At 65.9% G+C, this 24,475-nt stretch carries 20 protein-coding genes and 1 other RNA gene; 9 read left to right on the top strand and 12 right to left on the bottom strand.

Going from position 1 to position 24,475, the window contains the following annotated elements; translation table 11 throughout:
- Nucleotide 1 precedes the first annotated feature (1 nt).
- The 3 genes from rsmH to C4S73_RS07960 all read right to left on the bottom strand — a co-directional run bounded on the left by rsmH (nucleotide 2) and on the right by C4S73_RS07960 (nucleotide 2,404).
- Nucleotides 2-1,105, bottom strand: coding sequence for a 16S rRNA (cytosine(1402)-N(4))-methyltransferase RsmH (gene rsmH, locus C4S73_RS07970; RefSeq protein WP_103871969.1), 1,104 nt, complete (start codon nucleotides 1,103-1,105; stop codon nucleotides 2-4).
- On the bottom strand, nucleotides 1,102-1,584 hold the full coding sequence (locus C4S73_RS07965; protein ID WP_103871968.1) for a division/cell wall cluster transcriptional repressor MraZ: 483 nt from the start codon (nucleotides 1,582-1,584) through the stop codon (nucleotides 1,102-1,104). Before C4S73_RS07965 ends, rsmH begins: the two co-directional genes overlap by 4 nt.
- Nucleotides 1,585-1,939: 355 nt before the next feature.
- Nucleotides 1,940-2,404: a MarR family winged helix-turn-helix transcriptional regulator gene (locus tag C4S73_RS07960; protein ID WP_103871967.1), complete on the bottom strand. Its 465-nt coding sequence runs from the start codon at nucleotides 2,402-2,404 to the stop codon at nucleotides 1,940-1,942.
- A gap of 361 nt (nucleotides 2,405-2,765) precedes the next feature.
- On the opposite strand from C4S73_RS07960, the gene C4S73_RS07955 reads away from it, so the two are divergent.
- On the top strand, nucleotides 2,766-3,188 hold the full coding sequence (locus tag C4S73_RS07955) for an organic hydroperoxide resistance protein (RefSeq protein ID WP_103871966.1): 423 nt from the start codon (nucleotides 2,766-2,768) through the stop codon (nucleotides 3,186-3,188).
- A gap of 156 nt (nucleotides 3,189-3,344) precedes the next feature.
- Here the strand turns inward: C4S73_RS07955 and rnpB are convergent.
- Nucleotides 3,345-3,767, bottom strand: an RNA gene (rnpB, locus tag C4S73_RS07950) — RNase P RNA component class A.
- Nucleotides 3,768-3,832: 65 nt separating this feature from the next.
- The gene (locus C4S73_RS07945) at nucleotides 3,833-4,465 is read right to left on the bottom strand and encodes a lytic transglycosylase domain-containing protein (RefSeq protein WP_103871965.1); all 633 of its coding nucleotides are present in this window, start codon (nucleotides 4,463-4,465) and stop codon (nucleotides 3,833-3,835) included.
- Between the two features lie 472 nt (nucleotides 4,466-4,937).
- Here C4S73_RS07945 and C4S73_RS07940 point away from each other — a divergent pair, with 472 nt between their 5' ends.
- The 7 genes from C4S73_RS07940 to C4S73_RS07915 all read left to right on the top strand — a co-directional run bounded on the left by C4S73_RS07940 (nucleotide 4,938) and on the right by C4S73_RS07915 (nucleotide 12,577).
- On the top strand, nucleotides 4,938-5,684 hold the full coding sequence (locus C4S73_RS07940) for a J domain-containing protein (RefSeq protein WP_103871964.1): 747 nt from the start codon (nucleotides 4,938-4,940) through the stop codon (nucleotides 5,682-5,684).
- Between the two features lie 14 nt (nucleotides 5,685-5,698).
- Nucleotides 5,699-6,490 (top strand): peptidoglycan recognition protein family protein, encoded by a 792-nt coding sequence (locus C4S73_RS07935; RefSeq protein ID WP_425290332.1) that lies wholly within the window; start codon nucleotides 5,699-5,701, stop codon nucleotides 6,488-6,490.
- 128 nt (nucleotides 6,491-6,618) lie between these two features.
- Nucleotides 6,619-8,280 (top strand): efflux RND transporter periplasmic adaptor subunit, encoded by a 1,662-nt coding sequence (locus tag C4S73_RS07930; RefSeq protein ID WP_103871962.1) that lies wholly within the window; start codon nucleotides 6,619-6,621, stop codon nucleotides 8,278-8,280.
- Between the two features lie 210 nt (nucleotides 8,281-8,490).
- Nucleotides 8,491-9,240, top strand: a complete 750-nt coding sequence (locus C4S73_RS07925; protein WP_103871961.1) for an ABC transporter ATP-binding protein — start codon at nucleotides 8,491-8,493, stop codon at nucleotides 9,238-9,240.
- On the top strand, nucleotides 9,237-10,469 hold the full coding sequence (locus C4S73_RS07920) for an ABC transporter permease (RefSeq protein ID WP_103871960.1): 1,233 nt from the start codon (nucleotides 9,237-9,239) through the stop codon (nucleotides 10,467-10,469). Before C4S73_RS07925 ends, C4S73_RS07920 begins: the two co-directional genes overlap by 4 nt.
- Before the next feature lie 585 nt (nucleotides 10,470-11,054).
- Nucleotides 11,055-11,303 (top strand): hypothetical protein, encoded by a 249-nt coding sequence (locus C4S73_RS28610; protein ID WP_244595498.1) that lies wholly within the window; start codon nucleotides 11,055-11,057, stop codon nucleotides 11,301-11,303.
- The gene (locus C4S73_RS07915) at nucleotides 11,288-12,577 is read left to right on the top strand and encodes a Na/Pi cotransporter family protein (RefSeq protein WP_244595497.1); all 1,290 of its coding nucleotides are present in this window, start codon (nucleotides 11,288-11,290) and stop codon (nucleotides 12,575-12,577) included. The genes C4S73_RS28610 and C4S73_RS07915 overlap by 16 nt, the downstream gene beginning before the upstream one ends.
- Nucleotides 12,578-12,729: 152 nt before the next feature.
- Here the strand turns inward: C4S73_RS07915 and C4S73_RS07910 are convergent, their stop codons facing one another.
- From C4S73_RS07910 to C4S73_RS07890, 5 genes are all read right to left on the bottom strand, one after another.
- Nucleotides 12,730-13,173: a GNAT family N-acetyltransferase gene (locus C4S73_RS07910; protein ID WP_103871959.1), complete on the bottom strand. Its 444-nt coding sequence runs from the start codon at nucleotides 13,171-13,173 to the stop codon at nucleotides 12,730-12,732.
- A 97-nt stretch (nucleotides 13,174-13,270) separates the two neighbouring features.
- The gene (metH, locus tag C4S73_RS07905) at nucleotides 13,271-17,026 is read right to left on the bottom strand and encodes a methionine synthase (protein ID WP_103871958.1); all 3,756 of its coding nucleotides are present in this window, start codon (nucleotides 17,024-17,026) and stop codon (nucleotides 13,271-13,273) included.
- A gap of 162 nt (nucleotides 17,027-17,188) precedes the next feature.
- Nucleotides 17,189-18,100 carry a methylenetetrahydrofolate reductase [NAD(P)H] gene (metF, locus tag C4S73_RS07900; RefSeq protein WP_103871957.1) on the bottom strand — a complete coding sequence of 304 codons (912 nt, stop codon included), beginning with the start codon at nucleotides 18,098-18,100 and terminating at the stop codon, nucleotides 17,189-17,191.
- Complete coding sequence (locus C4S73_RS07895; RefSeq protein ID WP_244595496.1) at nucleotides 18,100-19,113, bottom strand: ArsR/SmtB family transcription factor; 1,014 nt, start codon at nucleotides 19,111-19,113, stop codon at nucleotides 18,100-18,102. The genes metF and C4S73_RS07895 overlap by 1 nt, the downstream gene beginning before the upstream one ends.
- 277 nt (nucleotides 19,114-19,390) lie before the next feature.
- A complete protein-coding gene (locus tag C4S73_RS07890; protein ID WP_200827964.1) occupies nucleotides 19,391-20,818 on the bottom strand; it encodes an aminotransferase-like domain-containing protein in 1,428 nt (475 codons plus the stop codon).
- Nucleotides 20,819-20,920: 102 nt separating this feature from the next.
- Between C4S73_RS07890 and C4S73_RS07885 the strand changes: the two genes are divergently transcribed.
- The gene (locus tag C4S73_RS07885) at nucleotides 20,921-21,787 is read left to right on the top strand and encodes a DMT family transporter (RefSeq protein ID WP_103871955.1); all 867 of its coding nucleotides are present in this window, start codon (nucleotides 20,921-20,923) and stop codon (nucleotides 21,785-21,787) included.
- A 140-nt stretch (nucleotides 21,788-21,927) separates the two neighbouring features.
- Here C4S73_RS07885 and C4S73_RS07880 read toward each other — a convergent pair whose 3' ends face one another.
- Both C4S73_RS07880 and C4S73_RS07875 read right to left on the bottom strand, forming a co-directional pair.
- Nucleotides 21,928-22,131 carry a cold-shock protein gene (locus C4S73_RS07880; RefSeq protein ID WP_103871954.1) on the bottom strand — a complete coding sequence of 68 codons (204 nt, stop codon included), beginning with the start codon at nucleotides 22,129-22,131 and terminating at the stop codon, nucleotides 21,928-21,930.
- Between the two features lie 132 nt (nucleotides 22,132-22,263).
- Entirely contained in the window at nucleotides 22,264-24,462 is a 2,199-nt protein-coding gene (locus tag C4S73_RS07875; RefSeq protein WP_160115692.1) for a glycoside hydrolase family 3 N-terminal domain-containing protein, read from the bottom strand.
- Nucleotides 24,463-24,475: the final 13 nt, after the last annotated feature.

Raw genomic sequence — 24,475 nt, 5'->3', positions numbered from 1 at the left:
CTCAGGACCTCCGGCGCGGCTGAGGAGCGGGAATGCCGGCAAGCGCCACCAGTTCCGGTTCAGGCGAGCGGGCAGAAGCGGCATTGCGCTCGGCCGCACGCAGCTTGGCCGAGCGTGCGCGGGGGTTTATCCGCATTTCCGCATCCGTGGGCGCGACTGGCCCCCGGTTGACGAGGGAAAATGTCGGCTGCGCCACGGCAATCGCGGGCGCGTGCCGCGACCCTGCGGGCGCCCGGCCCGAACGCTCGCTCAGGAACTGCTTGACGATGCGGTCTTCCAGCGAATGGAAGGTGACGACCACGAGCCGCCCGCCGGGCTTGAGCACCGCCTCGGCGGCATGAAGCGCCCGCACCAGCTCGCCGAGCTCGTCATTGACCGCGATGCGCAGCGCCTGAAACACACGTGTCGCGGGATGCGCGCCGCCGGGCTCCGCCCAGACGATACTCGCCACGAGTTCGGCGAGCTGCTTGGTCGTCTCGATCGGCGCCTTGCGCCGGGTCTCGACCACGGCGCGCGCGACGGCGCGCGAGCGCCGCTCCTCGCCATAGTGATAGAAGATGTTGGCGAGCAGCCCCTCCTCGGCCTCGTTGATGAGGTCGGCAGCGCTTTGCCCCTCGCGCGCCATGCGCATGTCGAGCGGCCCGTCGAAGCGGAACGAAAAGCCGCGCTCCGCCTGGTCGATCTGCATGGACGACACGCCGATATCGAGCACGACGCCATCGAGCGGCGCCATCTGGAAGCGCTCGGCCTCCTCGGCGAGTTCGCTGAAGCGCGCCTGCGACAGGATGAGACGTCCGGCCATGGCCGCCACGAGATCGGCTCCGCCGGCAATGGCTGTCGGGTCGCGGTCGAGCGCGAGCAGCGTCGCATCGGGCGCAGCCTCCAGCAGCGCGCGCGCATAGCCGCCAGCCCCGAAGGTGCCGTCGAGATAGCGGCCGCCGGGCTTCAGCGCGAGCGCCTCGATCACCTCGGCCAGCAGCACGGGCACATGCGGCGCGGCGTCTTGCGACGCATTCACTTGCGACGCGGGTGTCACTTGCGACGCGGGTGCATGACGGGCCGGTCCGCCAATGGCGCCGTCGTCGCGACTGCCATGGCCCGTCATGCGCCCGCGACCCCGGTCGGGCCGGAAGACTGCAGCTGCGTCCCAAGCACACGCTTGACGTCGCGCAGCCGTGTCTTCGCCGCCTCGAGATGCGTCTGGAACCGCTGCGGCTCCCAGATCTGGAATTTGTGGCCATGGCCGACGAAGGTCACGGTATCGCCGATGCCAGTATGTGCCTTGAGCGCCTCGCTCAGCATGATGCGGCCCTCCGGGTCGACCTTCAGAACCTCCGACGTGCCGTTCAGCGCCGTCGAAAGGGATTCCCACTCGTCCGAGAACGGCGAGAAGCGCGAGAGTATATCGTCGATTGTCTTGCGTAGCGCGTGGCCGCCGGCATCGAAGGCGGCAAGATCGAGCGCGGGATGAACGTAGAGCCCCTCGTAGCCATCCTTGGCCAGCACGGCGCGGAAACTCGAGGGGATCGAGACGCGGCCCTTGGCGTCGAGCCGGTTGGTGAAGTTCGAGACGAAGCGGTCCATCAACGCCGCCTCCCGGCCTGCTCTCCACACACCCGCCCTGCTCCAGAACATTCAGGGGCGAAGCCTCCCGTCGAGGCAGGCAAGGCAAAGGCGCTGACCAAAATCCGCGCGGCACACGGACCCTGATCTGACTGTCGCCTGCCGATCTCGACGGGATGATTTGGGATAGCATGGGTACTTATGGGCGTCAATGGAATCGCGTCTGCCGGCAGGCAGGCGCAGGGGCTGTGGAGCATCACACCCCGTTAAGGTTAAGTATCCGTAAGCGCGCGTGAATTGCCGTCCGCAGCCTGCCACCAACGGCCGAATGCGGTCGGACAAGCCCGGTATTCATGTGAAAAAAATTTGCGGCGGATCAGGCCTGATCGGCCGCCTTCAGCAGCGCGTCGCGCAAGGCCGACAGTTCCGCCAGCAGATTTTGGTTTCGCTCCGCCGTATGGCCGATCGCGCAGCCGATCGTTTCGGGCACGCAGCGCCCCTTCTCGCGCAGGGCATCGCCCTCCCCCGTCAGGTAAAGCCGGACCTGACGCTCATCCTCGCGGTCGCGCTCGCGTCGAACGAGGCCAGCCACTTCCAGTCGCTTCAGCAAGGGGGTGAGCGTGCCGGAATCGAGCATCATCCGCTCGCCGATCGCCTTCACGGTGACGCCGTCACCATCCCACAATACAAGCATGACCAGATATTGCGGATAGGTCAGGCCAAGCTCAGCCAGCACCGGGCGATACATCCGGTTGAAAGCGTGCCCGGCCTGGTAGATCGCGAAGCACAACTGCTCCTCCAGCCGCGGCTGCGCCGGATCGGGAACCTTCTGCCCAGTCATTGTTTCCCTTCCTGCCTGCGCAACGCCCGGTCGCCTGGAGCGGGACGATTTCCCTCGGAACCACGCCGTCATCCTGGACAAGCGGCGAAGCCGCGCAGATCCGGGATCCATCTCAGGGAGCCGAGCTCTACGATGGATCCCGGGTCGACCTGCGGTCGCCCAGGATGACGGCGTGTTTCCGCGCAAAATGATCAGGCTCTGGCGCAGAGCCAGATCAAATCCGCGTGAGCCCATATTTTCAATCGTTGACAATTAGATTGTGCGCAATCTAAATTGAAAATGCAAGTTGGCAGATCGCAACTTCACAAATCCCAAGTTCACAAATCCCAAATTCACAGCTCGTGCAGCAAGGAACCCCGTCATGAACATTCTCTACACCGCGCATGGTTCGGCCACCGGCGGACGTGAAGGCGAAGCTGCGACAGATACCGGCAACGTCAAGCTCGTGCTCAACACGCCCAAGGAACTCGGCGGCGGCGGCGGCAACGGCACCAACCCCGAACAGCTGTTCTCGATGGGCTATTCCGCCTGCTTCCTCGGCGCGCTGAAATTCGTCGCCGGCAAGGAGAAGGTGAAGATCCCCGACGACGCCCGCGTCAGCGCCGATGTCGGCATCGGCCCGCGCGACGACGGCGCCGGCTTCGGCATTGCGGTGAAGCTGACGATCTCGATCCCGGGCGTCGACAAGGCGGTGGCCGAGGATCTCGTCAAGAAGGCCCACGTCGTGTGCCCATACTCGCACGCGACCAAGGGCAACATCGACGTCGAGCTGAAGGTCGCCTGACGTCCCTTCTCGTGGAAGCGCGGCTTTCGCCGCGATGGCTCGGCAATTCGCTCCGGCGAGTCGACTGGAGCGGTGTGCGAGAACCGGAGCGGAGCGGACTGATGTCCGTGAGCACCGGAAGCGCAGAACATCGCTTCAGGCGGTCGCCGGAGTAGAATTGCCAGTCGGCCTGTAAGCCGGGTTTTGGATGGCCGGAGGATCGCTCCCCCGACGTGACGGCCATTCCTCTGGGACGCGCATTGCTGCGCGCCTCGAGCAACCAACCCGGACGACAAGGCCCAGAAACAGGCCCCTCCCCGCTTGCGCGGAAAGCATCGTCCCTATTCGGTTTTGCTCCCGGTGGGGCTTGCCATGCCGTCCCCGTTGCCGGGTCCGCGGTGCGCTCTTACCGCACCTTTTCACCCTTACCGTCGCGCCGGGGCGCCGAAGCGCTCGGCCCGAAGGCGGTTCGATCTCTGTGGCGCTTTCCCTGGGGTCGCCCCCGCCGGACGTTATCCGGCACCGTGTTTCCGTGGAGCCCGGACTTTCCTCCCCCAGAAGAACCTAAGCTCTTCCGGGAGCGGCCGTCCGGCCGACTGGCAGGGCGCTAGTGCGCGTTTGGCCGGCTCACGTCAAGGCGAGAGCGGCGCAAACCGCGCGTGTCATCAGCTCTGGGCGCTGATGGTGCGGACCTTGGCGCAATAGCTGCGGTTGGCGCCGTTCATGTGCTGGGTCATGTGGCCGCTCTGATATTTCATCACGGTGCGGCAGGTATCGCCACCGGCAAGCTTGTAGGCCAGCGCCAGATACTTCATGCCGAAGCGGGCATTGGTCTCGGCATCGAGCAGGCCGCCGGCGCTGCCGGAATAGCCCAGGCCGCGCGCCGTCTGGTGGCGGATCTGCATGAGCCCGTAATTGCCGGCATTGCTGGCGCGGGGATTGTAGCGGCTCTCGATGCGAACGACGGCATCGGCAAGCGCGAACGGCACACCGTTGGCGGCAGCATGGCGCGCCACGAGTGCCTTCAGCCCGTCCGAGCCGGCCGGGGCGGCCAGGGCGCGAGCCCGGCCCTGCGAATGCTTGCCGGCCTTCTCGATTGTGGCCGCCGATTTCGAACCGGCATTCGCCTGCGGTGACTCCTGGCCAGCCTTGCCGGCCGCCTTCTCACGCTGGATCTCAGCCTCCCTGACGATGAAGGCCCGAGCGTCGGTTTCGTCATTGACCTGAGCTTGTGCCGGCTGGAGGCTTGCGAGGCAAATCGCGAGAGCGGCGGCAGCGCCGCTGGAGGTATACCGCATGGTAGACTGCATCCTTCATTCCGGAACATGGCTGAAGGGCGCAGTCAATTGGTCAGCAAATGTGTTGATAATCTGACCGCATAGCCTGAAAATCTATTCTATATCCTCCGACAACGAACACTATTGGAAATCTAAAGCCTGAGTAATTCTCATGTAATGATTCGGAAATCGGCGATTCCGTGTCAATGCCGGCAGAACCACAGTGAGCCGCCAAACCATCGCCCCATTGACGACGCAATTGCCCGGCGCATTGCCAAAAAGCGGCAAATGACCTGGCGCGGGCTGTCGCGAGCGGCCGATTGCCGCTAGAGCAGGGCGCGAAAAAGCGGGAGCCGGTTTTTCGCGGAAGCCCGGCTCCGACTGTTCAGTAAGAGACGGATTCAGATTTCCGACGGCATCACTTTATGATGCCATCGCCAATCATCCGGCTTTAGGATTGCAGCCCAGCAAGGTTCGGGGGAACAGCTTCACGATGGTTTCGTCATTCTGGGGCGTGTTGGGTGGAGGCGGACTGGGCCTGGCGCTCGGCGGCCCGCTCGGAGCGCTCGTCGGTGCGCTGGCCGGCCATATGCTTGTCGACCGTGAGGGCGCGCCATTCGGCCCCGCGCCGCGCGAACTCGTCTTCACGACCGGGCTCGTCGCGCTTGCCGCCAAGATGGCGCGTTCGGACGGCGTCGTGACCCGCGACGAGGTCACGGCCTTCCAGCGCATCGTCAAGGTGCCGCCGGAGCAGCAGAAGCGCGTCGAGAGCCTGTTCGATCTCGCCAAGCAGACCAGCGCCGGTTTCGAGGCCTATGCCACGCAGATCGCCGAGAGCTTCCGCGACGAGCCCGCTCTGCTGGAGGATGTGCTCGACGGGCTTTTCCTGATCGCCGCCGCCGACGGCGCGATCCATCAGGACGAGCATGCCTATCTGCGCGACGTCGCGACGATCTTCGGCATCGGTGATGCCGATTTCGCCCGCATCGAAGCCCGCCATGCGCGCAGGCCCGAAGACCCCTATCTGGTGCTCGGCGCCAGCCGCGAGATGAGCGATGCCCATCTGAAACAGCATTATCGCCGGCTGGTGGCGCAGAACCATCCCGATCGCGAGATCGCACGCGGCCTGCCCGAGGAGGCGGTGGCGATTGCCACGCAACGCCTGTCGGCCATCAACGCCGCCTGGGACGCAATCGAGAAAGAGCGGGGCCTTGCGGTCGGGCTCCCGGAGCCCGCATGAGCGCGACGAACAGCCTGACGAACACGCCCGACAGCCGCTTTGCGGCGAAGGTCTTCCCCTCCCCCAATCACGGTGACCGCAAACCCCGCAACGGCGCCACCGACGCGCCGGAGCGCCGGCCGGACATGCTGATCCTGCACTATACCGGCATGCCGCAAGCCGGCGAGGCGCTGCAATGGCTCTGCAATCCGGTCTCGCAGGTCTCGTCGCATTATTTCGTCTTCGAGAACGGCCATGTCCTCCAGCTCGTGCCGGAAGGCCGCCGCGCCTGGCATGCCGGCGCTTCCAACTGGGCCGGCGAGACCGATATCAACTCCTGCTCGATCGGGATCGAGATCGCCAATCCCGGCCATCCCGGCGGCCTGCCCGATTTTCCGCCCGAACAGATCGCCGCCACCCTCAACCTCTGCCGCGACATCTGCGAGCGCTGGGCCATCCCGCCCGAACGCGTGCTGGCCCATTCCGACATCGCGCCGGGCCGCAAGATCGATCCCGGCGAGAAGTTTCCCTGGCGGCATTTTGCGCAGGGCGGCGTCGGCCTCTGGAGCGAGCCTGCGCCCATCCGTGGCGGGCGCTTCCTTGCGCGCGGCGACAGCGGCCAGCCTGTCGAGGCCCTGCAGGCGATGTTCGCGATGCTGGGCTACGGCGTTGCGGTCGACGGCGTCTATGACGAGAAGCTCGAGGCGGTCGTGGCAGCCTTCCAGCGGCATTGGCGCCAGGACAAGATCGACGGCGTCGCAGACGCCTCCACGATCACGACACTGCGCGACCTGCTGGCGGCGACGCGAGGCGCGCGCACCGCCTGATTGGCCAGCCAGCGTGAGCCCGGGCTGTCTGCAACATTGCCGTAAGTTAACTCGCTGTCAGCACGTTGTTCTGGCATGATTTGCCCCTGAGCGGCGGCGAGCAAGCCGGCGCATGACGGGGGACGCCCTTGCGCAAGTGGCTGATCGGATCTGGACTGGCGGTGCTGGCTGTCGGCGCCGGCTACTGGACCCTGCGACCGACCGGGGGAGCGGCAAACGACGTCGCCTTCCGCACCGCAGCGCTCGACCGTGGCCAGATCACCGCCGCCGTCCGCGCCACCGGCACGCTGACGCCGGTGACGACCGTGCTCGTCGGCTCGCAGCTTTCGGGCCAGATTGTCGAAATCCTCGCCGACTACAATTCCAAGGTGAAGGCCGGTCAGATCGTCGCGCGGCTGAACAGCGACCAGATCAAGACCCGGCGCGACGCCGCCCAGGCCGATGTCGCCCAGGCCAAGGCTGACCTCGTCGTCAAGCGCGCCCAGCTCGACCGCGCCCGCTCGACCCGGCTGAAGGCGAATTCGACGGTTAAGGATCTGGAGGCGCAGCGCGATCGCACCGCAGCCCAGCTCGCCGACGCCAGACGCACCTTCGACCGCCAGAACGAGCTCTTCAATCGCAATACCGGCTCGCAGCAGAGCCTCGACACCGCCCGCACGCAGGTCGAGGTCCAGGTCGCGACGCTCGCCTCCAGCGAGGCGCAGATCGCCTCTGCCAAGGCCGAGCTCAACGGGCTCGATGCCGACATCCTGCTCGCCGAAGGGCAGGTCCAGTCCGGCGAGGCGCTGATCGGCAGCCGCGAGGCCAAGCTCAAGGATATTCTGATCGACCTCGAACGCACCGACATCCGCTCGCCCGTCGACGGCGTCGTCGTGCAGCGCCAGGTCGATCTCGGCCAGACGGTCGCCGCCTCGCTCTCGACGCCGACTTTGTTCCAGATCGCGCAGGACCTGCGCGTCATCGACATCTACGCCAATGTCGACGAGGCCGATGTCGGTCGCCTGAAGCCGGGCCAGCCTGTCAGCTTCACCGTGAACGCCTATCCCAACCGCACCTTCGAGGGCCGCGTCGAACTGGTCAGGCTGGGCGCCCAGACCATCCAGAACGTCGTGACCTATACCGGCGTGGTCCGTGTCGAGAACCGCGACATGGCCCTGCTGCCGGGCATGACCGCCAATCTCCAGGTCGTGACCGAGGACCGCCGCGACGTGCTGCGCGTGCCCAACGCCGCGCTGCGCTTCCGCCCTGCCGGCGTCGCAGTCGGCTCGGCGCCGGCGAACTCGCCCGCAGCAGCACCCGCCGGACGCGGCGGCGCGGGCCGGGCTGGAGCGGCCTTGCGCGAGCGCATCGAGACCGAACTGCAGCCCACTCCTGAGCAGAAGCAGGCGATCGCCGCCATCCTGCAGGAGCGACGCGGCGGTGGCCGCGAGGCCATGGCTGGTCTGTCCGAGGAGGAACGGCGCGCCGCCTTCCGCACCGCCCGCACCGAAATGACCGCCAAGATCGCCGCCGTGCTCGACCCCGACAGGCGCACGAAATTCGAGGCCCTGATGCAGGAGGGCCGCCCCGCCGCCCAGCAGGGCGCGCCGGGCCGCGTCTATATCCTCGATGGCGACGGCCAGCCCAAGGCGGTCCAGGTCACGCTGGGCCCGACCGATGGCGCCTTCACCGAGATCCTCGCCGGCGAGTTGAACGATGGCGCCCAGGTCGTGGTCGGCGGCGGCCCGCGCGCTGTGGCAGCCCCCGCTCCGGCTGGCGGACCGCCGGCGCGCGGCCCCCGGCTGTTTTGAGGGCGCGACGGTGGTTCCCCTGCGCCGTCATTCCGGGGCATCGCGCAGCGATGAGCCCGGAACCCAGAACCAACGGAGCGTGGCAGTTTCGTTCGACACGACATCACTTCGTCGATCAACCTTCGCGGTTCTGGGTTCCGGGCTCGCGCCTGCGGCGCGCCCCGGAATGACGGCGCGGTTCCAAGCCCGATCTGCCGACCGGAGCGCCCCATGCCTCTGATCGAGGCCCATGAGCTCTCCCGGGTCTACGACCTCGATTCCGGCCGCGTCACCGCGCTCGATTGCGTCTCGCTGGAGATCGAGGCGGGCGAGCTCGTCGCGGTGATGGGCCCGTCCGGATCGGGCAAATCGACCTTCATGAACCTGATCGGCTGCCTCGACCGGCCGACCGGCGGGCAGTACCGGCTCGACGGCGTCGCCGTGGAAACCCTGTCCAGCGACGGCCTCGCCGAGTTGCGCAACCGCAAGCTCGGCTTCGTCTTCCAGCAGTTCAACCTGCTGCCGCGCGTCGATGCCTGCGCCAATGTCGAGCTGCCGATGGTCTATGCCGGCACCGAGCGCCGGGCGCGCCGCGAACGCGCGCTTGCAGCCCTTGGCCGCGTCGGCCTCGCCGAGCGCGCCCATCACCGCCCGATGCAGCTGTCCGGCGGCCAGCAGCAACGTGTCGCCATCGCGCGTGCGCTGGTCAACGAACCGCGCCTGCTTCTCGCCGACGAGCCGACCGGCGCCCTCGACAGCCGCACCGCACTCGAGATCCTCGGCCTGTTCCAGGACCTCAACCGCGAGGGCGTCACCGTCGTGCTCGTGACCCATGATGCCGAGGTCGCGCGCCATGCCCGCCGGGTCATCCGCTTCCGCGACGGCCATCTGCTGAGCGATACGCGCCAGCAGCCCGCCGATGCGCGCGCCGCCCTGCTCGCGCTCGATGCCGCTGCCGCCCACCCGGAGGCCGCCGCATGAGCATCTTCGAGGCCATCCGCTCGGCACTCACGGCCATCGGCGCGAATGCGCTGCGCTCGGCCCTGACCATGCTCGGCATCATCATCGGCGTCGCCGCCGTCATCGCCATGGTTGCGATCGGTTCGGGCGCGCGCGAGCGCGTCACCTCGCAGATCAAGTCGCTCGGTGCCAATCTCGCGATCATCCAGTCCGGCAACGTCACGCAAGGCGGCGTCAGGCTGGGTGCCGGCGCTTCCTCGACGCTGACCGACGAAGACGCCGCTTCGATCATCAGGGAGGTCGACGACGTCGTGGCGGCTGCGCCGGTCATCGTGACGCGCGCCCAGGCCGTCTATGCCGGCACCAACTGGTCGACGCAGATCACTGCGACCGATCTCGATTTCTTTGCCGCCCGCGAATGGGAGGTGGCCGAAGGCCGCCTGTTCGAGCCCGAGGAACTGCGGCGCGGCGAGATCGTCGCGGTCATCGGCCAGACGGTGGCACGCAACCTCTTCGGCGAAACCAACCCGCTCGACCAGCAGTTCCGCATCCGCAACGTGCCCTTCAAAGTCATCGGCGTGATGGCGGCAAAGGGCCAGTCGGCGCTGGGGCAGGATCAGGACGACGTCATCTTCGTGCCGCTCGACACCGGCAGGCGCCGCATCGTCGGGCGCAACTATGCCCGCGACCGCTCGGTCCAGACCATCATGGTGAAGTTCGCCAGCGAACAGGCGATCGCACCGGGCATCGCGCAGACCTCGGCTCTGCTGCGCCAGCGCCACCGCCTGATGGACGACGCGGACGACGATTTCATCGTCCGCAACCTCACCGAGATCGCCAATACCGCGACCGCCGCCGCCAATACGCTGTCATGGCTGCTTGCGGCGGTGGCCGCCGTCTCTCTGCTGGTCGGTGGCATCGGCATCATGAACATCATGCTGGTCTCCGTGACCGAGCGCACCCGCGAGATCGGCCTGCGGCTCGCCGTCGGCGCTCGCCAGCGCGACGTGCTGGCGCAGTTCCTGATCGAGGCGACGACGCTCGCCACCATCGGTGGCGCGGTCGGCATTGCGCTTGGCGTGGCCGCAGCCCTCACCATCGCCAACATCGCCGGCTGGCCTTCCGTGATCTCGATCGAGACCATCCTGATCGCGGTCGGCGTCTCCGGCATGATCGGCGTCTTCTTCGGCTTCTACCCCGCAAGACAGGCCGCAAGGCTCGATCCGATCGAGGCGCTGCGGCGGGAATAGAGCGCTCGTACTTTGCCGGCGCTACCCCGGCCGAACTCGCGCATGATGCCGACCGCCGTTGAGGCTGCGCTCGCAATGACGCGGAACGGCCGTGGCGGCAATCCAGATATAGAGCTTGATGATTTTGCGCGGAACCACGCCGTCATCCCGGGCGACCGCAGGTCGACCCGGGATCCATCGTAGAGTTCCGCTCCCTATGATGGATCCCGGAGCTGCGCGGCTAAAGCCGCTTGTCCGGGATGACGGCGCGGTTCCGAGTGAAATCATCTCACTCTAGCATTGAGGTTGAAAGAGGTTGAAACGGTCTGGTCATCCCGGGCGTAGCGAAGCGCAGACCCGGGATCCATTCCAGAACGTCACCAATCAGCTCTCCGAAATGTGCCCCGGATCGGCTCAGCCAGGGCCGCTTGTCCTGTATGGGTCACCAACCTGTCGCACGGGGCCCATAGGAGTTCCGCTTGGCTGTGGGGGCCGAGGGTCGGGAGCGCGCCATTCGGCGCTTCCTACGGCGGGCGGCGGGACTCGAAACCTGGCGGCGCCCGCTTCTCGTGCCTGCCTGGCGGGGCGATACGGAGCGGGGATCACATGCAGATCGATATTTTCACGCAGGTCATCGTACCTGTAGTCGGGGGCCTGGGCATCTTCATGCTCGGCCTCGAATTCATGAGTAACGGCATCCAGAATCTTGCCGTCAACAAGATGCGTGCCCTGCTCGCCAAGATCGCCGGCACCCCGGTCAAGGGCGTCATGGCCGGCACCTTCATCACCGGCACATCTTCGCCAGAACCGACAAGGTCAAGAACATCGCGCTCGCCTGCATGGGCTTCGCGCTGATCTTCTACGGCCTCAACCTGATGACCGGCGGCCTGCGCCCGCTGCGCAACATGCCGGAAGTCATGGGCGTGATCTCGGCGCTGAGGGCCGACACCTATCTCAGCCTGCTCTATTGTGTGCTGATCGCGGCGGGCATCACCGCGATGATCCACTCCTCCTCGGCGACGATCGGCATCGTGATGGGCCTGGGCGCGGCCGGCATCCTCGACTGGAAGACCGCCGTGGCCTTCTCGCTTGGCGCGGATCTCGGCACCACCATTACCTCCTGGATGGCCTCGCTCAACCTCTCCAAAAACGCCAAACGCGCGGCCTACGCGCATATCTCGTTCAATATCATCGGGGTGGCGGTGACGATCCCGCTCTTCTTCGTCTCGATGGACGTGCTCTCCTGGGCGATGCAATGGTTCGGCGGCGACCCCGGAATCCCCGTCGTCAAGGACGGCAAGGAAACCTTCCCGCTGATCCCGGTCGCGATCGGCCTCTACTCGACCTTCTTCAACATCTTCAACACCGCCCTGCTCTTCCCCTTCGTCGGTGTCTTCGAGCGGGTCCTGCTGAAGGTCGGGGCAAGTTCGGCCGACGATATCGAGGACTACAGCCAGCCCCGCTACCTGGTGAAGGCGGACAATCACGCTCAGGCGGTCCAGGCGATCCAGCGCGAAACCGGCCGCTATCTCGAAGCCGCCGGGCTCTTTCTCGACATCGCCAAGGGCAAGCCGGACGCGCCCGACAAGATCGAGGAGCACTATGCCGCGATCGACATCCTCAACCGCGACATCCGCTCCTACACCTCGGGCATGTTCACGCCGGACATGCACTATGCCCGCGCCGACCTCGTCGCGAGCCTGATCGAGGAAGAGGACTACACTGCCAGCCTCGGCGAAACGCTCTACCAGATCGCCCGGCGCGTCGAGCGCCAGCCCTTCGGTCAAGCCGGTCGTCAGGTCGTCGACACCGTCATCGACGAAGTCGCGGATGCGATGCGCGCCATCGTGCCGATCAAGCAGGACAATCCGCCGCTCATGGCTGAGGCCGCGCCGCGCCTGCCGAAGCTGCTCGAACTGCGCGAGCGCTGCCTGAGGCTCGGCACGGAACTGCCCTGGGTCGAGCGCGGCGCCATCTTGGCCCTGCTCGGCAGCGCGGAGCGCGCGTTCTTCCTGATCGAGCGTATCGATGCGGAGCGGCGTTCGGTGTCTCGCGAAGTGAGCGCCGCGGCATCCGAACAGTCGCGTGGGACGGAAAGTCTCGGTGATCTGGCAGCCGTTCCGGCGTAAATACCAGCAACGCAACGAAGACACGGGCCGCCTTACAGCATCGGACCGAATATCGAATTCGGCCCGATGCTGTAGGTCTTTGATTGTTGCATCGGCTTCTTCCGAAAACCGCATTCCACTTTTCGGGCCACCTCAGGGCGGCCCGATCCGTTTCAGGCGCGGGGAAGCGTCTTGATGAAAGCGATCTGACCATCGAACTGGCGGCCCATGTCGCGCCAGCCGCGGTGACGATAGAAGCGCTCGGCCCGCGTGCCCGCGCCTGTCGTCAACCAGGCCTGCCGGTGGCCGGCGCCAGCGAGCCGCTCCAGCAAGGCGTCGAGCAGGGCAGCACCATGGCCACGTCCTTCATGGGCCGGGTCGACGAACAGCGCCCAGACGAGCCCGGTCTGATGATTGGCGCAGGCGAAAGCCACTACATCGCCGCCCTCCTCGCTGACGAGGAAGATCGCCTTGTCGCGATACCAGTCGACCTCGGCCGTGCTGACCTTTGAGGGATCGGACAGCCGGTTCTCGGTCACGCCAAGCCGGATCGCATCGACGCGCGGCTGATCGGCGAGAACCGCGGTGCGGATGAGGGGCAGCGTTCCCGCGGTCATGTCCTCTCCGTCATTGCGAGCGCAGCGAAACAATCCAGACGACTTGCTCCACACCTCCTGGATTGCTTCGCTGCGCTCGCAATGACGAAAGACGGCGTCACTCCGCCGCTTCCAGCCTGTAGGCCGCGGTGTCGTAGTTCAGGATCGGCGCGAGCCAGCGCTCGACCTCGTGGATCGGCATGCCCTTGCGAGCCGCATAATCCTCGACCTGATCGCGCTCGACCTTTGCGACGCCGAAATAATAGGCGTCCGGGTGCGAGAGATAGAGGCCCGAGACCGACGAACCCGGCCACATCGCAAAGCTCTCGGTCAGCTTCACGCCGACACGGCGCTCGGCCTGCAGCAGCTCGAACAGGGTTTCCTTCTCGGTGTGATCGGGCTGGGCCGGATAGCCCGGCGCCGGCCGGATGCCTTGATACTCCTCGCGGATCAGGTCCTCATTGGCCAGGTTCTCGTCGGGCGCATAGCCCCAGAACTGCGTCCTCACGAGCTGGTGCATGCGCTCGGCCATCGCCTCGGCGAAGCGGTCGGCCAGCGCCTTGACCATGATCGAGCGATAGTCGTCATTGTCGCGTGCGAATTTCTCGGAAATGCGCTCCTCTTCCGCGCCCGACGTCACCACGAAAGCGCCGACATAATCCGGACGGTCGATGCCCTCTGGCGCGACGAAGTCGGAGATGCACATGTTCGGCTTGCCGTCGCGCTTCGAGAGCTGCTGGCGCAGGCCATGGAAGGTCGCCAGCGTCTCCTGCCGGCTTTCACCGGTATAGAGGCGGATATCGTCGCCCACGGCATTGGCCGGCCAGAAGCCGATCACCGCCTTGGGGTTGAACCAGCGCTCCTCGACGATGCGCTTCAGCATCGCCTGCGCATCGTCCCAGAGCGAGCGCGCCGCCTCGCCCTGCTTCTCGTCCTGGAGGATCGCGGGATATCGCCCCTTCATCTCCCAGGTCTGGAAGAATGGCGTCCAGTCGATCACCGGCACGAGATCGGCGATGTCATAGGTGCGGAAGACGCGCGTGCCGAGGAAGCTCGGCTTGGGCGGCGTGTAATTCGACCAGTCCGCCTTGAAGGCGTTGGCACGGGCCTTGACCAGCGGCAGGCGCTGCTTGTCGGCCTCCGAGCGGCGATGCGCCGCTGCGACCTTTGCATATTCGGCCTGGATACCCTCGATATAGGCCGGCTTCTGATCCTGCGAGAGCAGGCTGGAAACGACGCCGACGGCGCGCGAGGCATCGGTGACATAGACCGTCTGGCCTTTCTCATAGGCCGGATGGATCTTCACCGCCGTATGGACGCGGCTCGTCGTCGCCCCGCCGATCAGCAAGGGGATGTCGAAACCCTCGCGCTCCATCTCGGAGGCGACCGTCACCATCTCGTCGAGCGAGGGCGTGATCAGCCCTGACAACCCGATGATGTCGACCTTCTCCTTGCGGGCGGTGTCGAGGATCTTCTGCGTCGGCACCATCACGCCGAGGTCGATGACCTCGTAATTATTGCACTGGAGCACGACGCCGACGATGTTCTTGCCGATGTCGTGGACATCGCCCTTGACCGTCGCCATCAGCACCTTGCCGGCAGCCGAGCGCTCGCCGCCGCCGTTCAGGCGCTTCTCCTCGTCCATGAAGGGCATGAGATAGGCGACTGCCTGCTTCATCACGCGGGCCGATTTCACCACCTGCGGCAGGAACATCTTGCCGGCCCCGAACAGGTCGCCGACCACGTTCATGCCGGCCATCAGCGGCCCCTCGATGACATGAAGCGGCTTTTCTGCTTTGGCGCGCGCCTCTTCAGTATCGAGATCGATGAAGGCGGTGATGCCGTTGACCAGCGCATATTCCAGCCGCTTCTCGACGGTCTCTTCGCGCCAGGCCATGTCCTTGCCGGAGATCGCCACCGAGCCGTCCCCCTTGAACCGGGGCGCGGCATCGAGCAGGCGCTCGGTCGAGTCCTTGCGCCGGTTGAGGACGACATCCTCGCAGAGTTCGCGCAGTTCCGGATCGAGCCCGTCATAGGAGCCGAGCTGGCCCGCATTGACGATGCCCATATCCATGCCGACCTTGATGCAGTGATACAGGAAGACCGAATGCATGGCTTCGCGGACTTTTTCATTGCCGCGGAACGAGAAGGACAGGTTCGAGACGCCGCCCGAAATATGGGCGTGCGGCAGGGTCTCGCGGATCGTCTTCGTCGCCTCGATGAAATCGTTGCCGTAATTGTCGTGCTCTTCGATGCCGGTCGCGACCGCGAAGATATTGGGGTCGAAGATGATATCCTCGGGCGGGAAGCCGATCTGCTCGGTCAGGAGCTTGTAGGCGCGCGTGCAGATCTCGATCTTGCGCTGATAGGTGTCGGCCTGCCCGGTCTCGTCGAAGGCCATGACGACGACGGCCGCGCCATAGTTGCGGCAGATGCGGGCATGTTCGAGGAAGGCTTCCTCGCCCTCCTTCATCGAGATCGAATTGACGATCGGCTTGCCCTGGATCGTCTTCAGGCCGGCTTCGATGACATGGAATTTCGACGAGTCGACCATGATCGGAACCCGCGAAATATCCGGCTCCGAGGCGATCAGGTTGCAGAACTCGGTCATGGCAGCCTGTGAATCCAGCAGGCCTTCATCCATGTTGATGTCGATGACCTGCGCGCCATTGGCGACCTGATCGCGCGCGACATCGAGCGCGGCGGCGAAATCGCCTTCCTTGACCAGCTTGCGGAAGCGGGCCGAGCCGGTGACATTGGTGCGCTCGCCGACATTGACGAAGGGGATGGTCTCGTCGAGCGTGAAGGGCTCGAGCCCGGCCAGCCGCAGATAGCGCTTGATCTCCGGCACCTGACGCGGCGCCTTGCCCGCGACGGCCTCGGCAATGGCCTTGATATGGCCGGGCGTCGTGCCACAGCAGCCGCCGACGACATTGACGAGACCTGCATCGGCGAATTCGGCGAGCATGCCGGCGGTCGCCTCTGGGCTCTCGTCATACATGCCGAACTCGTTGGGCAGGCCGGCATTGGGATAGGCGCAGATCAGCGTGTCGGCGACGCGCGACAGGTCCTTGATGTGAGCCCGCATCTCGCGCGCGCCGAGCGCGCAGTTGAGGCCGACTGTCATCGGGCTGGAATGGCGGATCGCGTTCCAGAAGGCTTCCGTCGTCTGGCCCGACAGCGTGCGGCCCGAGAGGTCGGTGATCGTGCCGGAAATCATCACGGGCAGGCGCAGACCCTTCTCGCGATAGACATCCTCGATCGCCACGATCGCCGCCTTGGCATTGAGCGTGTCGAAGATCGTCTCGACCAGGATCAGCTCCGAGCCGCCATCGATCAATCCGCGCACCTGCTCGGCATAGGACTCGCGCACCTGATCGAAGGTCACGGCCCGGAAGCCGGGATTGTTGACGTCGGGCGAGATCGAGAGCGTGCGGTTGGTCGGGCCGATCGCGCCCGCGACATAGCGGCGGCGCCCATCGGCCTTCTGCGCCATCGCAGCGGCTTCGCGGGCGAGCTTCGCCGAGGCGACGTTGAGCTCATAGGCCAGCGCCTCCATGCCGTAATCGGCCTGGGCGATCTGCGTCGAGGAGAAGGTATTGGTCTCCACGATGTCCGCGCCCGCCGTGAAATAGGCCAGGTGGATATCGCGGATCGCCTCGGGCTGCGTCAGAACGAGAAGGTCGTTATTGCCCTTCAGGTCGTGGTTCCAGCCCTTGAAGCGCTCGGCCCTGAACTCGGCCTCGGAGAGCTTCAGGTTCTGGATCTGCGTCCCCATCGCGCCGTCGAGCACGAGGATGCGCTCGGACGCGGACTGGCGCAGCGCGCGCTCGATCTCGGCGCCGTCGACGGGAGTGGGAATGAAATCGGTCATGTTCACGCCTTGGTCGAACCAATCGGTTCGGGTCAGTCTTACTCAGCCCTCATCCCGAGGAGCGCCCGGAGGGCGCGTCTCGAAGGAGGTTCCAGTGCCCTCTGGATCGCCCTTCGAGATGCCGCGTTCCGCGGCTCCTCAGGACGAGGGCTCTGGAAAATATCACTCGGCAGCCGCAGCCTGGGCCGCGATCCGCTCGGGCTTCAGCCCCGCCAGATGGCAGATCGCATAGACCAGATCGGCCTTGTTCATCGTGTAGAAATGCAGATCGGTCGCACCGCGGTCGATCAGGTCGAGCACCTGCTCGGCGCAGACGGCCGCAGCGACCAGACGCCGTGTCGCGGCATCGTCCTCGAGCCCTTCGAACCGGTCGGCCAGCCATTGCGGCACGCTTGCTCCGGTCTTGCGGGCAAAGCCGGCCGTCTGCTTGAAGTTCTGCACCGGCACGATGCCCGGCAGGATCGGGATTTCGATCCCCCTCGCGCGCACCTTGTCGAGATAGCGGAAATAGACGTCGTTATCGAAGAAGAACTGCGTGATCGCCCGCGTCGCGCCGGCATCGACCTTCATCTTCAGCGCGTCGATATCGGCATCGAGCGAAGCGGCCTCGGGGTGCTTTTCCGGATAGGCCGAGACCGTGACCTCGAAATCGCCGACGCGCCTGATCCCGGCGACGAGATCGGACGTCTGGTTGTAGCCTTGCGGATGCGGCTCGTAAGTCGTCCCGAGGCCACCCGCAGGGTCGCCCCTGAGCGCCACGATATGGCGCACGCCGGCCGACCAATAGGCGCGGATGACATCATCGACCTCGTCGCGCGAGGCGGAGACGCAGGTGAGATGCGCAGCCGGCTTCAGCCCGGTCTCCTCGATCATGCGCTTGACCGTGGCGTGGGTGCGCTCGCGCGTCGAGCCGCCCGCACCATAGGTCACCGAGACGAAGGAGGGCTTCAGTGGTTCGAGCCGGCGCACGCTCTCCCAGAGCGAGACCTCCATCTCCGCCGTCTTCGGCGGGAAGAATTCGAAGGAGACCTTGGGACGGCGCGAGCCGTGCCGGCTGGGGCGAAACGCATTCATCAGGCTACCTCGAGATTGTCTTGCCGCACCGGCGGATCTGCCTGGATGCGGCGGTCGCGCCCGCGCCACAGCATGACCGGCAATTGGCCGGAGCCCCCGCCCGCCAATGTGACTTCCTCGGCCAGATCGCAGGTCAGGCCGGCTTCGGAGAACCAGCCGGCGATCTGGGCCCGCGAGAAGCCAAGCCGGCGATGGGCATGCTCGGTCCGCAGGAACTCCATTTCATGCGGCGCGAAATCGACCACGATCAGCCGGCCGCCGGGGCTCAGCATGGCGGCAGCCTCGCGCACGGCGCGGCCGGGATCGTCGAGGAAATGCAGCACCTGATGCACGATCACCAGATCGAACGCGCCGCGCGCGAAAGGCAGCGCGTAGATGTCGCCCTGGCGCAGCTCGACGCGGGAGAGCCCCGCCTTTTCCAGATTGGCGCGCGCCACGGCCAGCATGGCATGGTTGGCATCGACGCCGACGGCACGGCCGAATTTCGGCGCGATCCGCTCCAGCATCCGCCCGGTGCCTGTGCCGAGATCGAGGACGCCGCCGGGCGTACCGTCGCCGACCGCCGCCTCGACAGCCGCCTCGACCGCATGATCGGGCACATGCAGCGTGCGCAGGCGGTCCCAGTCGCGCGCGACGCTGGCGAAATAGCTCTGCGCCACCTCGGCGCGGGACGTCCTGACCGCCGAAAGCCGCTCGCGATCGGCAGCGAGCACCGGGTCGCTCCGGTCGAGCCAGGCCGCCAGCGACGCGGCAAAGGCGCCGCCCGCCCCGGTCTCGTCGAGCCGGAAGAAGGCCCAGGCGCCCTCGCGCGAGCGCCGGACCAGCCCGGCCTCGGCCAGCAGCTTGAGATGGCGCGAAATGCGTGGCTGCGACTGGCCGAGAATATCCGTCAGGTCCGAGACCGACAATTCGCCCTCGGACAGCAGCGCCAGGATGCGCAGCCGCGTCTCCTCGCCAGCGGCGCGCAGGCCCGCGAGAAGCACATCCGAGGACAAGGTGGTCGGCTGGCGCAAATGCCCGATCTCCGCGTGACAGCAGAAAAACATATAAAGATATGTTTATGTCAGACTCGGAATTTGCGCAAGCTCAAAAACCGACTTGCCCGGACGTGACCAAGCGAAGGAAAGGCGCATCCCCTTCCCTCCACTTGCGGTGGGGAAGGGTTAGGGATGGGGGGCCGCAAAGCCTGAGCTCTGTCTGTCATTGTCTCGCCGAGCGGCACTGCCCCCCACCCCGGCCCTCCCCACCGCAAGCGGGGGGAGGGAGAAGAACCGTCGCGGCTCGATGACTTCATGCATTCTGTCCGCGTCGCGCCGCCGTCGTCATGGCCCGTCCGAGCGCAGTGAACAGGCGCGGATCGCCGGACTGCGCGACATTGAAGCGGAGGAACCGGCTCGCCGATTGCGACAGGCTGTAGACATTGCCCGGCGCGAGCACGATGTCCTCGGCCAGCAGCTGCCGCGCGATCACCGATGAATCCAGCCCCTCGGGCAGTTCGCACCACAAGAACATGCCGCCGCGCGGCTCCGTCCATGGCACGATATTCATCGCCTTGAGCCGCGCCGAGGTCTCGCCCATGGTGCGGGCGAGACGCGTGCGCAGTCCGTCCATGTGTTTTCGATAGGTGCCATCCGTCAGGATGGCCAGGACCAGCTCGGCCGCGAAGCGCCCCGTGCCGAAGGATGCCGCGATCTTCTGATCGATCAGAGCCTCGATCCACTCCTGCTTCGCAGCGATATAGCCGCAGCGTACCGAGGCCGAGAGCGTCTTTGAAAAACTGCCGATCTGGATGACCCGCTCGAGCCCGTCGAAGGCGGCCAGGCGCGGCGCCGGCTCGGGCTCGAAATCGGCAAAGATATCGTCCTCGACGATCGTCAGCCCGAACTGGTCGGCAAGCTTCAGCACGCGATGGGCGACGACCGGCGAAAGCGTTGCGCCGGTCGGGTTATGGAGCGCGGAATTGGTGATGTAGAGCCGCGGGCGATGCTCCGCCAGAACCTGCTCGAACGCAGCGGTATCAGGCCCGTTCGGCGTATAGGGCACGCCGACGATGCGGACGCGATGCGCCCGCAATAGGGCGTGAAAGTTGAAATAGCAGGGATCGTCGACGAGAACCGTATCGCCCGGCTCCACGAGAAAGCGGCAGACGAGGTCCAGCGCCTGCGTGCCGGACTCGGTCAGCATGATCCTGTCCGGCCCGGCCTCGATGCCGTGGATTGCAAGGCGGCGGGCCAGAACCTGTCGCAGCGGCGTGAGTCCGAGCGGCGTGCCGTAATCCGTCAGCGTCTCCGCCGGCGCGCGCGACAACGCCCGCAGCCCACGGCGCAGGCCCTCCTCCGGAAACCAGTCCGCCGGCAGCCAGCCGCAGCCTGGCTTGAGCACGCCATCGCCAGCATGGAGCGATTGGCGCGAAACCCAGAACGGGTCGACAGCCCGCTCCAGCCTTGGGCCCATTTCGGCAAGCGAGAATGGCGGCGCATGTCCCGCGACATAAAAGCCCGAGCCGCGACGCGCCTGGATCACACCCTCGGCGGCGAGGCGATCATAGGCCTCGACCACGGTGGATTTCGACACGCCCATGGTCTCGGAGAAGCCGCGAAGCGAAGGCAGCTTGGCGCCCGGCGCAAGCACCCGCCCCGCAATCTTCGACCTGATCGCCTGCATCACGCGGCCGACACGCGTGCCCTCGTCAGCGTCCATCACGTCAAGCTGGGTCATCCGTACCGCTCCTCAGATCAGCACAGTTTGCCCGAACTGTACTGAACTGTCTCTGGATAACCTTGACGTCGCGGCCCATCCAGATCGAAAGCGAGGCATGAGATGACGGACAAGGCTGCAAGCGGCTGGATCAACGGTTTTCTGGGGGTGCTGATCTTCAGCGGCTCCCTGCCGGCCACGCGGGTGGCGGTCGCCGATTTCGACCCAGTGTTCCTGACCGTCGCACGGGCCGCGATCGCCGGCCTGCTCGCGCTGTGCCTGCTGCTCGCTTTCCGGCAACCGCGTCCGGAACGAAAGGATGTCGGGTCGCTCATCGTGGTCGCGCTCAGCGTCGTCATCGGCTTCCCGCTCCTGACGGCGCTGGCGCTGAGGCACGTCACCTCCGCCCATTCGATCGTCTTCATTGGCCTGCTGCCGCTGGCGACGGCGCTGTTCGGCGTGCTGCGCGGCGGCGAGCGCCCGCGCCCGGCCTTCTGGCTGTTCTCCTGCCTCGGCAGCGCGCTTGTCGCCGGCTTCGCGCTGACACAGGGCTTCGCTGCCTCGCCGACAGGCGACCTGCTGATGCTCGCCGCCATCATCATCTGCGGCCTCGGCTATGCCGAAGGAGCGGCCCTGTCGCGCAGGCTCGGTGGCTGGCAGGTGATTTCCTGGGCCCTCCTGCTGTCGCTGCCGGTCACGACGGCGCTGACCCTTTACACCATGCCGTCATCCTTCGTGGGGACAGGCTGGTCGGCCTGGCTGGGACTTGGCTATGTCTCGCTGTTCAGCATGCTGATCGGCTTCGTGTTCTGGTATCGCGGTCTCGCACAGGGTGGCATCGCCGCAGTCGGCCAGTTGCAACTGCTCCAGCCCTTCTTCGGGCTGGCGCTGGCAGCCGCATTGCTGAACGAGACCGTCACCTGGCCGATGCTAGCCATCTCCGCGACCGTGACGCTCTGCGTTGCAGGCGCCAAGCGCTTCGCGAGATAGCCGCTTACGGTTTCAGCGTCGAAATCGTGCGGCCCTGCGGGCTCCGTCGCGGCGATGAAGGCGCCCGCGACAACCCCTTGCACAGACGTGTTTGTCATCGCGGCAGCTTGCACGCCGCGGTCGTCACCGGATCGGCGGACTCAGAGCAACTGCAGCGCACCCGCCGCCGTCTTGCCCCGTTCGGTCTTGAGCTCGAACGAGACATTCTGTCCTTCCGTCAGCGTCATCAGACCCGCTTCCTTTACGGCAGTGATGTGCACGAACACATCCTTGCCCCCGTCAGCAGGTTGAATGAAGCCAAAGCCCTTCTCGGTATTGAACCACTTTACGGTTCCGGTCGCCATCGCCGTATCCCTCGAAGCCAAAGCGTCTTCACGACCAGCGGTGCAAACGTCCGAAGGCCGCGCCTTTGAAGGATTGACCGAATTTTGATCCTTGTCGAGACCAAACGGAAGGCAGGCAACGTAAGCAAACGATCAAGGCTTGGTCAGCAGCACCTGCGTCCTCGAAACAGCCTGCGAGGAACCGCCGAGATAGATCTCGACTTCGCCGGGATCGACTTGATAACGACCCTCGTCATCATGGGCGCCGAGCTGCGAAGCCTTGAGCGTGAACTGCACCCTGCGCGTTTCGCCGGCGCGCAGCATCAGCTTGTCGAACCCCTTCAATTCCCGCAGCGGCCGCGACCGGCCGGCAACCGGCTGGCGGATATAGAGCTGGACGACCTCCTGCCCGTCGCGCGTGCCGGCATTGGTCACGTCGACCGAAACCTCGACCGTTCCATTCAATCCCATGCTGGGTTTCGACACGCGTGGATTGGCATAGGTGAAGCGGCTGTAGGACAGCCCGAAGCCGAACGGATAGAGCGCCGCGTTCTGCTCATCCATGAAGATCGATTCATAGCGCTGGCGGATCTTCTCCGGACGACCTGTCGGCAACTGGTTGTAATAGACTGGAATCTGGCCGACCGAGCGCGGGAAGCTCATCGGCACGCGCCCCGATGGATTGACCTTGCCGGTCAGGATGTCGGCGATGGCCGTGCGCCCCTCGGTGCCGCCATGGAAGGTCTGCAGGATCGCCGCGACATGGGCATCGGCCCAGCTCAGGACCAGCGGCCGCCCGGTCGCCAGCACCAGCACGACCGGCTTGCCCGTCGCGACCAGCGCCTCCAGCAACTCCTGCTGCACGCCGGGCAGCTCGAGCCTGGTACGCGATGCCGCCTCGCCCATGAACTCGCAATCCTCGCCCAGCATCGCGACGACAAGATCGCTCGCGGCGGCAGCGCGGACCGCCGCATCCTTGTCGGCGAATTCGGTGCCGCAGGCCTTGGTGAAGGCGGGTTCGTAGGCGACGCTGACATCGGACGGCAACCGCGCCTTCAGCGCCTCCGGCAACGCCTCGATGACGCGGCGGCCGAGCCCGGCCGGATCGGTCCAGACCCGCTCATCCTCCGGCCGCGCCATGGCGCCGATCACCGCGACGGATTTCACGGCAGCTGAGATCGGCAACGTCTCATTGGCGTTCTTCAGCAGGATGGCGCCTTCGCGCGCGCCCTGGAGCGCCACGTCGCGGGCCTCTTGCGTCTGCATCAGCGCAGGCGCGGCGGCAGGGTCGACATCGGGGCGCTCGAACAGGCCGAGATGAAACTTGACCCGCAGCACACGCCGCACGGCCTCGTCCAGCGCCTTCATCGGCACCCGGCCGGCCTTCACCTCGCCAGCGAGGTGCTGGTGATAGACATGGCCCATCATATCCATGTCGATGCCGGCAAGCAGCGCCTTGCGCGCGGCCTCGGCATCGTCCTTGGCGATGCCGTGCAGGCGCAATTCGGTGATCGAGCCGAAATCCGAGGTGACGAAGCCCCTGAAGCCCCATTTCGTACGCAGGAGATCGGTCAGCATGGCGCGATGGGCCGTCGCGGGCATGCCGTTCAGCGCATTGAACGCCGCCATCGCCGTCATCGAGCCCGCATCGAAAGCCGCCTTGAACGGCGGGAGATGCAGGTCGAACAGCTGGCTGGTCGGGATCCAGGTCGAATTGTAGTCGCGCCCGGCTTCGGCTGCGCCATAGCCGACGAAGTGCTTCACCGTGGTCGCGACACCGCCGCGCTGATAGCCTTGCGTGCGCGCGGCCGACACGACCGAGGCGAGATAGGGGTCCTCGCCGGCGCCTTCGAGCACCCTGCCCCAGCGCGGGTCGCGCGACATGTCGACCATCGGCGCAAAGGTCCAGTTGACGCCCGCCGCGCTCGCCTCGCGCCCGGTCCAATAGGCCGCCTGCTCGATCAGCGCTGGGTTCCAGCTCGAAGCCTGGCCGAGCGGCAGCGGGAAATAGGTCGAGAAGCCATGAACCGCGTCGAGTCCGATGATTAGCGGAATTTTCAGCCGCGTCGCCCGGGCGGCCTTCTGGACCTCCAGAACCTCGCTCGGCACGACGAAGTTCATCACCGCGCCCATCTGGCCGGTCTTGATCTGGTTGATGTCGAAGCCGTCGCCGCGCCCCGAAAGGTGCAGCTGGCCGATCTTCTCCTCCAGCGTCATCTTCGCCAGCAGCGCATCGATGCGCCGCTCTATCGTAGCCGCCTCGCGGCCGGTCTTCCAGGCGACTGTCTGCTGCGCGAAGGCAACCGGTGCGAAGCAGGCAAGCAGGAAGGCAGCGACAAGCCGCAGAATCATGGACCAAATCTCG

Origin of the sequence: Allobosea lathyri, from assembly GCF_900108245.1 — a bacterium.
Classification (GTDB): domain Bacteria; phylum Pseudomonadota; class Alphaproteobacteria; order Rhizobiales; family Beijerinckiaceae; genus Allobosea; species Allobosea lathyri.
Note: the sequence above shows the minus strand (reverse complement) of the source record. Positions and strands in the feature narration are given on the sequence as shown.